1 protein-coding gene is annotated in these 15,556 nt (G+C 71.3%); it reads right to left on the bottom strand.

Annotation, left to right across the window (positions count from 1 at the left end):
* Positions 1-18: 18 nt before the first annotated feature.
* A complete protein-coding gene (locus OG736_RS42595; RefSeq protein ID WP_327187262.1) occupies positions 19-15,555 on the bottom strand; it encodes a type I polyketide synthase in 15,537 nt (5,178 codons plus the stop codon).
* Between the last annotated feature and the right edge of the window lies 1 nt (position 15,556).

The raw sequence follows: 15,556 nt of genomic DNA, 5'->3' as shown, positions 1-15,556 counted from the left end.
ACTCGTCGGGCGAGTCAGTCAGTCGAGCCCGAGTTCCTTGTCGATCAGCGCGAACATTTCGTCGTCGGAGGCCGACTCGAGGGTCGTCCGGTCCAGGCCGCCGTCGGTCTGGGAATCGGCGCCGCCGTCCATCGTCCTGAGCAGGTCCCGCAGTCGCTTGGCGACGCGGTCGCGTACGCCGCCGTCCGCCGGTGCCGCCAGCACGGCCGCTTCGATCCGCTGGAGGCCTTCGAGGGCGTCCACTTCGTCGCCGTCTTCTCCCGGCTGGAGCTGTGTGTGCAGATGCCGGGCGAGGGCCACGGGGGTGGGGTGGTCGTAGACCGTGGACGCGGGCAGGCGCAGCCCGGTCGCCTCGTTCAGCCGGTTGCGCAGTTCCACCGCCGTGAGGGAGCCGAATCCCGATTCGAGGAATCCGCGCTCCGGTTCTACCTCGGCGGGCTTCGCGTGGCCGAGGACCGTGGCCGCCTGCGCCTGGACCAGCTCCATCAGCACGCGGTGCCGTTCGGCGACGGGCAGACCGGCCAGTCGCCGTTCGAGGGCCGACCGCGACCCGGATTCCTCCTCAGCCTCCTCAGGGGCCTTCAACAGCTCCCGGACTTCAGGCAGTTCGTCCAGGAGGGGGCTGGGACGGGCGACCGTGAACAGGGACACGAAGCGCTCCCAGTCCACGTCGGTGACGGAGAGGGTGCTCTCGTGCCGGTCAAGGGCCTGGTGCAGTGCCGTGATCGCCAACGCCGGGTCCATGGCCCGCAGCCCGCGCAGGCTCAGCGCCTCCCCCATGCCCTGTTCGTTGGCCAGCCCGTCCCCGTCCCACATGCCCCAGGCGACGGAGGTGGCGGCGGCGCCGCGGGCGCGGCGCCGCTCGGCCAGGGCGTCCAGGTGCGCGTTGGCGGCGGCGTACGCTCCCTGCCCGCTGCCGCCCCAGACGCCGGCGTTCGACGAGAAGAGCACAAAGGCGTCCACCTCGTCGTCCTGTCCGAGCAGTTCGTCGAGGGTCTCGGCCCCGGTCGCCTTGGCCCCCAACGTCTCGGCGAGGTCGGAGAGTTGTGCGTCGGCGAGGCTGACGAATCGGCCGGGAACGCCGGCGGCGTGCACCACCGTCCGTATCGGAGAGCCCTCGCGCCTGAGCTGGTGCAGCAGCGCGGACACGCTCTCACGGTCTGCCATGTCGCACGCCGCGACGGTCACACGGGCACCCAACTCCTCAAGCTCCGCACGCAGTTCATCCGCACCCGTGGCCTGGGGGCCGCGCCTGCTGGTCAGTACGACGTGTTCGGCGCCCTGCGCGGCCAGCCAGCGTGCGACATGCGCACCGAGGCCGCCGGTGCCCCCGGTGACCAGCGCGGTGCCGGTCGGGCTCCACTGCTCTGCCGTCGTGCGGTCGTCCAGGGGTGCGCGCACCAGGCGTCGTACGAACACGCCCGAGGCGCGCAGCGCGAGTTGGTCCTCGTCACCCGAGTCGGCGACAGCGGTGCACAGCCGGCCCGCGGACCTGGGGTCGGGGGTCTCGGGCAGGTCGAGGAGTCCGCCCCAGCGCTGGGGCATCTCCAACCCGGCCACGCGTCCGAGCCCCCAGACCTGTGCCTGGAGCGGATGCGGTCCCGGGTCGATGCTGTTGACGGAGACGGCGCCCTGGGTGGCGCACCACAGGGGTGCCTCGACGCCCGCGTCACCCAGCGCCTGGAGCAGCGTGAGTGTTGCGCCGAGCCCGGCCGGAACATCGGGATGCTCCGGCAGCGGCGCCTCGTCCAAGGCCAGCAGTGACAGTACGCCACTCACCGCCGGAGCGGCTTTCGCACTCAACTCTTGTGTCCACGCCCCGCGTTCGGCTTCTGCCGCGTCCAGGACGACCGTCCGGACCTCGGCGCCGCCGCCACGCAGCGCCTCGATCGCCGCCGTCACCCACGGATGCTTCTGGTGCGCGGCGGGAGCGACCACCAGCCACGTCCCCGACAGCGCGGCGGCACCGGCCGTGACCGGCCGGAGGGGGCGCCAGGCGACGCGGTAGCGCCAGGAGTCGACGACCGAGTGTTCCCTGTGCTGCCTGCGCCAGGACGCCAGGGCCGGAAGCACCGTCTCCAGCGACGAACGCACCTTTCCGGCGGCACCGTTGGCGCTCGGTTCGAGAGTTCGGGCGAGTTCGTCGAGATTCTCGCTCTCGACCGCCTCCCAGAACAGCGAGTCGACGGCGTTCCGCGCGACGTCGGTGCCGTTGGCGTGCCGGGGCCTGCTGACGGGTTCGAGCCAGTAGTGCTTGCGTTGGAAGGCATAGGTCGGCAGGTCCACCCGACGACCCCCCGGCAGCACACTCGCCCAGTCCACCTCCACACCATGGACGAACGCCTCCGCCACCGAGGTCAGGAAACGGTCCATACCCCCCTCGTCCCGACGCAACGAACCCACCACCACACCAGGCACATCCCCCGCATCCACCGTCTCCGTGATCCCCGTCGCCAGCACCGGATGCGCACTCGACTCGATGAACACCCCGAAACCCTGCTCCAACAAGGCACGAGTCGCCTCCTCGAACCGCACCGGCCGACGAAGATTCGTGAACCAGTACTCCGCATCCAGCCGCGCCGTGTCGACCCAGTCACCCGTCACCGTCGAAAAGAACGGCACCCGCGAAGACACCGGAACAATCGGCGCCAACAACTCCGCCAACTCCTCCCGAATCAGATCCACATGAGCCGAATGCGACGCATAATCCACCGAAACCCGACGCGCCCGCACCCCCTGCCCCTCACACACCACCAGCAACTCCTCCAACGCATCCGCATCACCCGACACCACCGTCGAATGGGGACCGTTCACCGCCGCAACACCCACACGACCCACCCACCCGGCAAGCAGACCCTCGACCCGCTCCCGACCCGCCGCCACCGACACCATCCCACCCAGCCCCGACAACCGCCGCAACGCCCGACTCCGCAACGCCACCACCCGCGCCGCATCCCCCAACGACAGACCACCCGCCACACACGCAGCAGCAATCTCACCCTGCGAATGCCCCACCACCGCAGCCGGCTCCACCCCCACCGACCGCCACAACTCCGCCAACGACACCATCACCGCAAACAACACCGGCTGCACCACATCAACCCGCTCCAACAACCCCACAGACCCCACACCACCCCCCAACACATCCCGCAACGACCACTCCACAAACGGCGCCAACGCCGCCTCACACTCCCCCAACCGCTCCGCAAACACCGGCGAAGACTCCAACAACCCCACCGCCATACCCACCCACTGCGACCCCTGCCCCGGAAACACCAACACCGGCCGCACACCACCCCGACCCACCCCACACACCACACCCGGCGCGGACACACCGGAAGCAAGCGAGACAAGACCGGCCACCAGATCCTCCCGGCCCCGGCCGAGCACGACGGCCCGATGCTCCAGCACCGACCGCGACCCCACCAACGACCACCCCACGTCCACCGGCTCCAACTCCGGCCGCTCACACATGAATCGGGCAAGCCGATCCGCCTGGCCGGCCAATCCCGCCGCGCTCCGCGCCGACATCACCCACGGCACCACGCCGACCGGAGCCCGCTCGCCCATCACCTCGTCGGTGGACCCGGGAGCCTCCTCCACGATCACGTGCGCGTTCGTCCCGCTGATCCCGAACGACGACACACCCGCCCGCCGCGGGCGATCCTCGGTGCGCGACCACTCGCGCGCCTCCGTCAGCAACTCCACCGCACCCGCCGACCACTCCACATGCGGCGAAGGCTCATCGACGTGCAGCGTCTTGGGCAGCACCCCGTGCCGCAACGCCATCACGGTCTTGATCAGTCCCGCGGCGCCTGCCGCGGCCTGGGTGTGCGCGATGTTGGACTTCACCGAGCCCAGCCACAGCGGCCGGTCCTCGGGCCGGTCCTGGCCATAGGTGGCGATCAGTGCCTGGGCCTCGATCGGGTCGCCGAGTGTCGTACCGGTGCCGTGTGCCTCTACCGCGTCGACGTCGTCGGGCGACAGGCGCGCGTTCGCCAACGCGGCCCGGATCACGCGCTGCTGGGACGGACCGTTCGGCGCCGTCAGGCCGCTGCTGGCACCGTCCTGGTTCACGGCACTGCCGCGTACGACGGCCAGGATCTCGTGGCCGTTGCGCCGGGCGTCCGACAACCGCTCCAGCAGCACGAGGCCGACGCCTTCCGCGAAGCCGAAGCCGTCCGCGGCCGCGGAGAACGCCTTGCACCGCCCGTCGCGTGCGAGGGCGCGCTGTCGGCTGAACTCGGTGAGTTCGTGGGGTCCGGCCATCACGGTCACGCCGCCGGCGAGGGCGAGCGAGCACTCGCCGCCGCGCAGGGCCTGGCCGGCCAGGTGCAGCGCCACCAGGGAGGACGAACACGCCGTGTCCACCGTGACGGCAGGGCCCTCGAGACCGAACGCGTAGGAGATCCGCCCGGAGACGACACTGCCCGTGCTGCCGGTCATGGCGTAGCCCTCGACACCTTGTGGCATCTGGTCCGGGCCGGGCAGATAGTCCGAGCCCATGGCGCCCGCGAACACACCGACCTGGCTGCCACGCAGCGACTCGGCCGGGAGGCCGGCCCGCTCGAACACCTCCCAGGTCGCCTCCAGCAGCAGCCGCTGCTGCGGGTCCATCGCCAGCGCCTCACGCGGCGAGATCCCGAACAGCTCCGCGTCGAACTCGGCCGCGTCGTAGACGAACGCACCCTCGCGCACGTAGCTCTTGCCCGGTACGGCCGGGTCCGGGTCGTACAACGCCTCCAGGTCCCAGCCGCGGTCGCCGGGCAGCGCCGCGACCGCGTCGCGGCCCTCGCTGACCAGTCGCCACAGGTCTTCGGGGGACTCGACACCGCCGGGGAACCGGCAGGCCATGCCGATGATGGCCAGCGGTTCGTCCGCGGCGACGGCTGACGTCCCGCGGGTCTCCCCCGCCGTCCGCCTGCCGCCGACCACCTCGGTCCGCAGATGGCGGGCGAGCTCGAGGGGGGTCGGGTGGTCGAAGACGAGAGTCGAAGGCAGTCGAAGTCCCGTGGCGGTGCTGAGCCGGTTGCGGAGCTGGACCGCGGTCAGCGAATCGAAGCCCTGCTCAAGGAAGCCCCGCCGCGGATCCACGGCGTCCGTCTTCGCGTGCCCCAGCACCGCCACGGCGACATCGCGGACGAGGTCCAGCAGGACACGTTCCTGTTCCTGTTCCCCCAGTGGGGCCAGGCGCTGGGACAGCGCAGATGCCGGTACACCGGCCGATGCGCCGGCCGCGGCGCGCCGGGACGGGAGGCGTACGAGACCGCGCAGCAACGGCGGAAGCGAACCCGAGCCCGCCTGGGCGCGGAGCGTGGCCATGTCGACGCGGATCGGCACCAGCAGTGCACGCTCCCCGGCAGTGATGGCGGCGTCGAACAGCGCCAGCCCCTGCTCGTTCGACAGGGCAGAAGCGCCAGTACGGGAGAATCGCGCCCGGTCGGCATCCGCCAGGTGCTCGCTCATGCCGCTGTCCTCGTCCCACAGCCCCCAGGCCAGGGACACGGCGGGCAGACCCTGCGCCCTGCGGTGCTGGGCGAGCGCGTCCAGGAAGGTGTTGGCGGCCGCGTAGTTGCCCTGCCCGGGGTTGCCGAAGACGCCGGCGGCCGACGAGAACAGGACGAAGGCCCGCAGATCGATGTTCAGGTCCTGGGTCGCCTGGTGCAGGGTGACCGCGGCGTCCACCTTCGGCCGCAGTACCGCCGTCAGCCGCTCGGAGGTCAGGGCGGTGACCGTTCCGTCGTCCAGCACGCCGGCCGAGTGGACGACCGCCGTCAGCGGGTGCTCCTCGGGGATGTCGGTCAGGAGCGCGTCGACCGCGTCGCGGTCGGCCATGTCGCAGGCGGCGATGGTCACGTTCGCGCCCGCGGCCGACAGTTCGGCGCTCAGTTCGTCGGCCCCGGGCGCCCCGGCTCCCCGCCGGCTGGTCAGCAGCAGGTGACGTACTCCGCGTTCCGCGACCAGATGGCGGGCGAGGACCCGGCCGAGCAGGCCTGTCCCGCCGGTGACGAGGACGGTGCCGTCAGGGTCCCAGGCGGCTTCGCCCGCTTCGGGGCGCGCGGGTTCGGTAGCGGTCAGGCGCGGTGTCAGTACGGTGCCGCCACGTACCGCCATCTGGGTTTCGCCTACAGCCAGTACGGAGGTCAGGACCGGTTCCCAGTCGGTCGCGTCGTCGACGTCGACCAGGACGAACCGGTCGGGGTTCTCCGTCTGCGCCGACCTGACCAGGCCCCAGGCCGCGGCGTGGGACAGATCCGACACGTCGTCGGTGCCCACCCCGACGGCTCCGCGGGTGACGACGACGAGCCGGGACTCCGCGGCGGCCGGGTCCGACAACCAGTCCTGGATCGCGGTGAGCACCTCACCGGTGACGTCATGGACCACGTCCGCGAGATCCCCGCACCTCACCGGGGTGCAGGGCAGCACCACGTACTCGGGATAGGGCTCGGCACCCGCGAGTTCCTCGCCTCCCAGCACCGCCCACTGTGAGTCGGCCGATGCCCGCGTCTCGGCGGCGGGGAGCCAGTCGAGGCCGAACAGGGCTCCGTGGTCCGGGTCACCGGACTGCCGAAGCTGATCGGTGGCGACCGGCCGGGTGACGAGGGCGTCGGCGGACGCGACCGGAGCGCCTTCGACGTCGGCGACCTGTACGGAGACCGAGTCCTCGCCCGTGGGCACCAGCCGCACGCGCACGCTGGAAGCGCCCTGGGCGAACAGCGACACCCCGCTCCACACGAACGGCAACCGCACCTGCCCACCCTGCTCCTGCCCCACGAGCCCCGCGTGCAAGGCCGCGTCCAGCAGGGCCGGATGAACACCGAACCCTGTCGCGGCCTCCGCCTCCTCCGCAGGCAGGGCGACCTCGGCGAAGAGTTCCTCGCCGCGCCGCCAGGCCGCCCGCAGGCCCTGGAACACCGGCCCGTAGCCGTAGCCGGACGCGGTCAGGCCGTCGTAGAAGCCCTCCAGCGGGACCGGCGCGGCGTCGACCGGGGGCCATGCCGTGAGGTCGAACGCCTCCGCCGTGTCGTCCGGGGTGAGTTGCCCTCCGGCATGACGGACCCAGTCCTGATCGTCAGCCGTGCGGGAGTGGACCGTCACGGGGCGGTGGCCGGTGTCCGTGGCCGGACCGACCCGTACCTGGATCGAGATCGCACGGTCTTCGGGCACGACGAGCGGTGATTCCAGGGTGAGTTCCTCGAGGCGTCCGCAGTCGACCTCGTCACCGGCCCGGATCGCCAGCTCGACGAACGCCGTGCCCGGCAGCAGAACCGTCCCCGCCACCGCGTGATCCGCAAGCCACGGATGCGTCCGCAAAGAGACCCGACCGGTGAGCACCACACCCTGGTCATCCGCCAGATGCATGGCCGCACCCAGCAACGGATGTCCCGCCGCCGCGAGCCCCAGGGCATCCGGGTCACCGGCCAGCACCGCAGCCTCTTCCAGCCAGAAGCGCTGTCGTTGGAAGGCATACGTCGGCAGCTCGACCCGCCGCCCGCCCGCCAGCAGCCCCGCCCAGTCGACCACCAGACCACGCGTGAACGCCTCCGCCACCGACGCCACGAAACGGCCCATGCCCCCCTCACCACGCCGCAGCGAACCCACCGCCACGACCTCCACACCCACGTCCTCACACGTCGCCTGCGTACCCACCGTCAAAACCGGATGCGCACTCGACTCCACGAAGAACCGAAAACCGTCCGCCACCAACGCCCGCACCGCACCCTCGTAATCAACCGGCCGACGCGCGTTCTCGAACCAGTACCGCGCATCCAGCCCCCCGGTATCGATCACCCGCCCCGTCACCGTCGAATACATCGGCACCCGCGAAACACACGGAGCGATATCCGCGAACAACTCCAGAATCCGCTCACGCAACACATCCACCTGAACCGAATGCGACGCCACCGTCGAACCCAACAACCGCGCCCGCACCCCCTCACCCCGGCACGCAGCCACGAACTCCTCCAACGCAGCCACCTCACCCGCCACCGTCACCGCACCCGGACCATTACGCCCCGCCACACTCAACCGCCCACCCCAACCCACCAACCACTCCTCCACCTCACCCGCACCCAACGCCACCGACGCCACCGCACCCCGACCCACCAACTCCTCCGCGAACAACGCACTGCGCCGCACCACCACCCGCGCCGCATCCTCCAACGACAGACCACCCGCCACATACGCAGCCGCCACCTCACCCTGCGAATGCCCCACCACCGCAGCCGGCTCCACCCCCACCGACCGCCACAACTGCGCCAACGACACCTGCACCGCGAACAGCACCGGCTGCAACACCTCAATACGCTCCAACGACGGCGCCCCCACCACCCCCCGCACCACATCCACCACCGACCAACCCGTCAACGCACCCAACACCCGATCACACTCCGCAAACACCTCCCCGAACACCACCGACGACTCCAGCAACTCCACCGCCATACCCACCCACTGCGACCCCTGACCAGGGAAAACAAACACCACCCGACCCCGCACATCACCCACACCCGACACCACACCCGCACTCGGCGAGTCCTCGGCCAGGGCGCGCAGCCCGTCGAGCAGGCCGTCCCGGTCCTGTCCCAGGACCACCGCTCGGTGCTCCAGCACCGAGCGCGACACCGCCAGCGAGAACCCGACATCGGTCAGGTCCAACTCGGCTCGCTCCGCCACGAACCGAGCAAGCCGCTCCGCCTGGCCGGCCAGCCCTTCACCGCTCCGCGCCGACACCACCCACGGCACCACCCCGACCGGAGCCCGCTCACCCACCGCCTCGACGGAGGACTCGGGCGCCTGCTCCACGATCACGTGCGCGTTCGTCCCGCTGATCCCGAAGGACGACACACCCGCACGCCGCGGACGCCCGTCGGTCCGCGGCCAGTCACGGGATTCGGTCAGCAACTCCACCGCGCCGGCCGACCAGTCGACGTGCGGCGACGGCTCGTCCGCGTGCAACGTCTTCGGCAACACCCCGTGCTCCAGGGCCATCACCATCTTGATCACACCGGCGACACCCGCCGCGGCCTGCGTGTGCGCGATGTTGGACTTGATGGAACCCAGCCACAGCGGATCGACAGTGGTGCGGTTGCGGCCGTACGTGGCTTGCAGCGCCTGGGCTTCGATCGGGTCGCCGAGCGGGGTGCCGGTGCCGTGCGCCTCGACGGCGTCGATGTCGTCGGGCGTGAGGTGAGCGTTGGCCAACGCGGCCCGGATGACGCGCTGTTGGGACGGACCGTTCGGGGCGGTGAGGCCGTTGCTCGCGCCGTCCTGGTTGACCGCCGAGCCGCGCACGACGGCCAGGACCCGATGGCCGTTGCGCCGGGCGTCGGACAGTCGCTCCAGCAGCAGCATGCCCACACCCTCACCCCAGCCGGTACCGTCGGCCGCCGCCGAGAACGCCTTCGACCGGCCGTCCGGCGCCAGCGCACGCTGTCGGCTGAACTCGATGAAACCCTTGGGTGTGGCGATGACCTGGACGCCGCCCGCGAGCGCCATCGAGCACTCGCCGCTGCGCAGGGCCTGTCCGGCGAGGTGCATCGCCACCAGGGAGGACGAGCAGGCCGTGTCGACGGTCACCGCGGGGCCTTCGAGGCCGAAGGTGTAGGCGATCCGGCCCGAGATCACGCTGCCCGCGCTGCCGGTGGCCGAGTAGCCCTCCAGTTCGTCCGGCACCTTGAGAGTGGCCATGTAGTCCGAGCCCATCGCGCCCGCGAACACACCGACCTGGCTGCCGCTCAGCGACTCGGGTGCGATGCCGGCCCGCTCGAACACCTCCCAGGACGTCTCCAGCAGCAGGCGCTGCTGCGGATCCATGGTCAGTGCCTCGCGCGGTGAGATCCCGAACAGGTCCGCGTCGAAGCCCGCGGCATCCTGCAGGAAGCCGCCCGCGACCGCGTAGTTCTTGCCGACGGCGTCAGGGTCCGGGTCGTAGATCGCCGCCGGGTCCCAGCCCCGGTCGTCGGGGAGCGGGGTGGTCGCGTCGCGTCCCTCCAGCACCATCTGCCAGAGGTCTTCCGGAGTCTGCACACCGCCCGGATAGCGGCAGGCCATACCGATGATCGCGAGCGGCTCGTCGGCGCTGCCGGCGCTCGCGCGGGTGTCTGCCGTGTGGGTGCTGTCCACCGCGTGCCGCGTGCCCGCGAGTTCCGCTCGGAGGTGGCGTGCAAGCACCACAGGGGTGGGGTGGTCGAAGACGAGAGAGGCGGGCAGCCGTAGCCCTGTGGCGTCGTTGAGCCGGTTGCGCAGTTCGACCGCCATCAGGGAATCGAAGCCCAGACTCCGGAACGCCTGTTCCGCGTCGATGCCACCGGAGGAGACGTGACCGAGGACGGCGGCCACGTGCGTGCACACGAGGTCCAGCAGCAGGCCTTCCTGTTCCGGTTCGGCGAGTCCGGCCAGCCGTCGGCCGAAGTCCGACGGCTGGTTGCCCGCTCGGGCCCGGGCCGCGGCTGTCCGACGCGCCGGGGTCCTCACCAGGCCCCGCAGCAGCGGCGACAGCGTCCCCGAGCCGGCCTGGGCACGCAGTACGCCCATCTCCAGACGGATCGGCACCAGCAGTGCCCGCTCCCCGGCGGCGGTGGCGGCGTCGAACAACGCCAGCCCCTGCTCGTTCGACAGCGCCTGCGCGCCCGTACGGGTCAGCCGTGCCCGATCGCCGTCCTGGAGGCTCCCGGCCATTCCGCCGTTCTCGCCCCACAGGCCCCAGGCCAGGGACACGGCGGGCAGACCCTGCGCCCTGCGGTGCGCGGCAAGCGCGTCCAGGAAGGTGTTGGCAGCCGCGTAGTTGGCCTGCCCGGGGTTGCCGAAGACACCGGCGGCCGACGAGAACAGGACAAAGGCGTCGAGGTCCAACTCCCGTGTCGCGAGGTGGAGGTTGACCGCGGCGTCCACCTTCGGGCGCATGACCGCTTCCAGCCGCTCGGCGGTCAGCCCGGTCACCGTGCCGTCGTCCAGCACTCCCGCCGTGTGCACCACCGCCCGCACCGGACGCTCCGCCGACACCTGGGACAACAGCCCGTCCACCGCATCACGGTCGGCCACGTCACAGGCCACCACCGACACCGACGCACCCAGACCCGACAACTCCGCCGCCACCTCCCGGGCCCCCGGCGCCTCCAGGCCCCGACGACCGGCCAGCACCAGATGCCGCACCCCGTGCGTGACCACCAGATGCCGCGCCACCTCCCGCCCCAGTGAGCCCGTGCCACCGGTGATCAACACCGTGCCCTCGGCGTCCCACGGGCTCGTGGACCTCTCCTCGGTGACAGGAGTCCTGCCCAGGCGGGGGCTCAGGATCCGACCGTCGCGCACCGCCACCTGGGCTTCGCCGGCCGCCAAGGCGGCGGGCAGGACCGCTTCCCAGCCTTCACGAACGTTCAGATCCGGATCCAGGTCCAGGTCCATGTCCAGATCGACATCGACCAGGACGAAACGGCCCGGGTGCTCCGCCTGCGCGGATCGCACCAGCCCCCAGACCGGAGCGTGCACCAGGTCTGCCACAGGTGCGTCACTCGACGTGGCGACGGCTCCGCTGGTCACGACCACCAGCTGCGAGTCCGCGTACTGCTCTTCGGACAGCCAGCGCCGGACGAGTTCCAGTGCCTCGACCGTGGCCGCACGTGCGGCGACCGCCAGGTCGTCGGCGACGGCCAGGTCATCGGTACCGGTGAGGGCGTCGGTGGCGGTGAGGGCGTCGGTGGCGGCTGTGGCGCAGGGGAACACGACGTAGGCCGGGTAGGTGTCCGTGTCCTGCCCGAGATCGTCCAGCCCGAGGCCATCGCGCCCGAGTACCGCCCACGTCCGCTCGGGCTCCGTCCGGGCTACGACGGGTACGGGGACCCACTCGACGTCGAACAGGCCGCTCTCGTCACCGCCGGCCGGCTGCCGCAGCTGTTCGGCCGAGACAGGGCGGGACACCAGCGCGTCGACCGACATCACGGGCCGACCCGTGCCGTCCGCCACCTGGAGGGAGACGGCGTCCGTACCGGAGAGCCGGATGCGGGCCCGCACGGTCGTGGCGCCAGCGGCGTGCAGCGAAACTCCGTTCCAGGAGAAAGGCAGTCGCACGTCACTCTGCGGCTCGGCACCCTGCGGCTGGGCACCTTGTGGCTCGGCGGCGATCACCGCGTGCAGAACCGCGTCCAGCAGAGCTGGATGCATCCCGAACCCGCTTGCGCGCTCGTCCTCGTCCGCCTGGCCGGACCGCCCCGGCCGCTCTCCCGGCTCCGCCTCCTCGGGCAGGCCCACCTGGGCGAAGATCTCGTCGCCACGCCGCCAAGCCGCCCGCAGGCCCTGGAAGGCGGGGCCGTACCCGTATCCGGTCGCGGCCGACGCGTCGTAGAAGCCGCTCAGGTCGATCGGTTCGGTGTCGGCCGGGGGCCAGACCGTCAGGTCGACCTCCCCCTCCACCGTGTCGAGCGCCTCCCCCGGCGTATCGGCGGTGAGCACACCACTGGCATGCCGCGCCCATTCCTCCTCGTCGCCCGCGTTCCCGCTCCGGGAGTACACGCCCACCGTGCGCCGCCCGGACTCGTCGGGCGCCCCGACCCGGACCTGCACGGCGAGCGAGTCGTCCTCTGTCATCAACAGCGGTGCTTCGAGGGTGAGTTCCTCCAGGCGTCCGCAGCCCACCTCGTCCCCGGCCCGGATCGCCAGCTCCACGAAGCCCGTACCCGGCAACAGCACCGTCCCGGCCACCGCATGGTCCGCCAACCACGGATGCGAGCGCAGCGACAGACGGCCGGTCAGCACCACACCCTGCCCGTCCGCCAACCCCACCGCGGCGGTCAGCAACGGATGATCCGCGGCGCCCAGTCCGAACGCGGCCGGGTCGCCGGCGGAACGTGACGGTTCCTCCAGCCAGTAGCGCTGGTGCTGGAAGGCGTAGGTGGGCAGTTCCACGCGGCGCCCGCCAGGGAGCAGGGCGGGCCAGTCGACGTGGACACCGTGCACGAACGCCTGCGCCACGCCGGCCAGCAGTGTCTCCGGTTCGGGACGGTCCTTGCGCAGCAGCGGGACCGCCCGCAGGCCGTCGCCGCCGTCGAGGAACTCCTGGGCCAGCGCGGTCAGGACACCGTCCGGGCCGACCTCCACCAGCACGCCGACACCGTCAGCGGCCAGCGCGGTGACGCCGTCACCGAAACGGACCGCCTCGCGCACATGCCGCACCCAGTACTCAGACGCAGTCAGCTCACCCGGCTCGGCAAGTCGGCCTGACACGTTCGAGACCACCGGCAGCCGCGGCTCGTGGAAGGTGATCTTCCCGGCAACCCGCCGGAAGTCCTCCAGCATCGGCTCCATCAACGGCGAATGGAACGCATGACTGACCCGCAGGCGCCGGGACTTCACCTCCCCCAGCCGCGAAACCACTTCCTCCACAGCCTCCGCCTCACCGGAGACCACCACCGACGACGGACCATTGACCGCGGCAATCGCCACACGATCGGCGAACCCCTCAAGAGCGGAAAGGACATCACCCTCACCCGCCTGAACCGCGACCATCACGCCACCGGCCGGCAACGCCTGCATCAACCGACCCCGAGCCGCCACGAGCCGAGCCGCATCCTCCAGCGAGAACACCCCCGCCACATGAGCCGCAGCGATCTCCCCGATCGAATGCCCGATCAACACATCAGGCCGCACCCCGAAACTCTCCAACAGCCGCACCACCGCCACCTCAAAAGCGAACAGGGCAGCCTGCGTCACCTCCGTCCGCCCCAACCGTTCCTCGTCCGCGAACACGCCGGGATCCAGACCCAACGCACCCCCGACCTCCTCCAACGCCTCCGCGAACACCGGATACGAGGCCGTCAACTCGGCACCCATCCCGACCCGCTGCGCCCCCTGCCCCGAGAACCCGAACGCCACCCGCGCCCGCCCCCGAGCCACGCCGGACACCACACCCGCGCTCGGCGTGCCCTCGGCCAGGGCCCGCACGGCGTCGAGCAGGCCCTCCCGGTCCTGGCCCAGCACCACTGCCCGGTGCTCCAGCACCGCCCGCGAGGCTGCCAGCGAGAACCCCACATCCACCGGATCCAGCTCGACCCGCGCTTCCACGAACTCGGCCAACCGCTCAGCCTGGGCGGCCAGCCCCTCGGCCCCGCGAGCCGACACCACCCACGACACCACCGGCACCCGATCACGCTCGGCAACCGCCTCGACGGAGGACTCGGGCGCCTGCTCCACAATCAGGTGCGCGTTGGTGCCGCTGATCCCGAACGACGACACACCCGCCCGCCGCGGACGTCCGTCGGTCTGCGGCCAGTCCCGGGATTCGGTCAGCAGTTCCACCGCGCCCGCCGACCAGTCCACATGCGCCGACGGGGCGTCCACGTGCAGGGTCTTCGGCAGCACCCCGTGCCGCAGTGCCATCACCATCTTGATGACCCCGGCGACACCCGCAGCCGCCTGCGTGTGCGCGATGTTCGACTTCACCGAGCCGAGCCACAACGGACGCCCCTCCGGGCGCCCTTGGCCATACGTGGCCAGCAGCGCCTGCGCCTCGATCGGGTCGCCGAGGGACGTACCCGTGCCATGGGCCTCCACGACGTCCACGTCGCTCGTGGACAGCTGCGCGTTGGCCAGGGCCGTCTCGATGACGCGTTGCTGGGACGGGCCGTTGGGTGCCGTCAGGCCGTTGCTCGCGCCGTCCTGGTTCACGGCGCTGCCCCGCAGGATCGCGAGGATCTGATGCCCGTTGCGGCGGGCGTCCGACAGGCGCTCCAGCAGGAGGACACCGACGCCCTCGCCCCAGCCGGTGCCGTCGGCCGCGTCGGAGAAGGGCTTGCAGCGGCCGTCGCGGGCGAGTCCGCGCTGGCGGCTGAACTCGATGAAGATCGTGGGGGTGGCCATCAGCGCGACGCCGCCCGCGAGAGCCAGTGAGCACTCACCGTCCCGCAGGGCCTGGCTCGCGAGGTGCATCGCCACCAGGGACGACGAGCACGCCGTGTCCACCGTCACCGCGGGACCTTCGAGGCCGAACGTGTAGGCGACCCGGCCGGAGGCGACGCTGCCCGCGCTGCCGCTGCCGAGCAGCCCCTCGAAGGCCTCGGGCATGGGCCGCATGCGTACGCCGTAGTCGTCGTACATGACTCCCGTGAACACGCCGGTCCGGGTGCCGCGGAGGGAGTCGGGTGCGATCCCGGCCCGTTCGAAGGCCTCCCAGGAGGTCTCCAGCAGCAGCCGCTGCTGCGGGTCGATCGCGGTCGCCTCGCGCGGGCTGATGCCGAAGAAGCCGGCGTCGAAGCGGTCCGCGTCGTGCAGGAATCCGCCCTCGCGTGCGTAGAGCTTTCCACGCCGCTCCGGATCCGGGTCGTAGAGCCCTTCGACGTCCCAGCCGCGGTTGCCGGGGAAGTCCGACACCGCGTCGGTACCGGTCCGCACGAGCTCCCACAGGTCCTCGGGGGACCGCACGTCACCGGGGTAGCGGCAGCTCATGCCGATGATCGCGATGGGTTCCCGGCTGCCGGACTCGAGTTCCTGGAGCCGTTCGCGGGTCTCGTGCAGATCGGCCGTGACCCACTTGAGGTACTCGACAAGCTTCTCGTCACTGGCCATC

Origin of the sequence: Streptomyces sp. NBC_01334, assembly GCF_035983595.1 — a bacterium.
GTDB classification, from domain to species: domain Bacteria; phylum Actinomycetota; class Actinomycetes; order Streptomycetales; family Streptomycetaceae; genus Streptomyces; species Streptomyces coriariae.
This window is presented reverse-complemented; position numbering and strand designations above follow the sequence as displayed.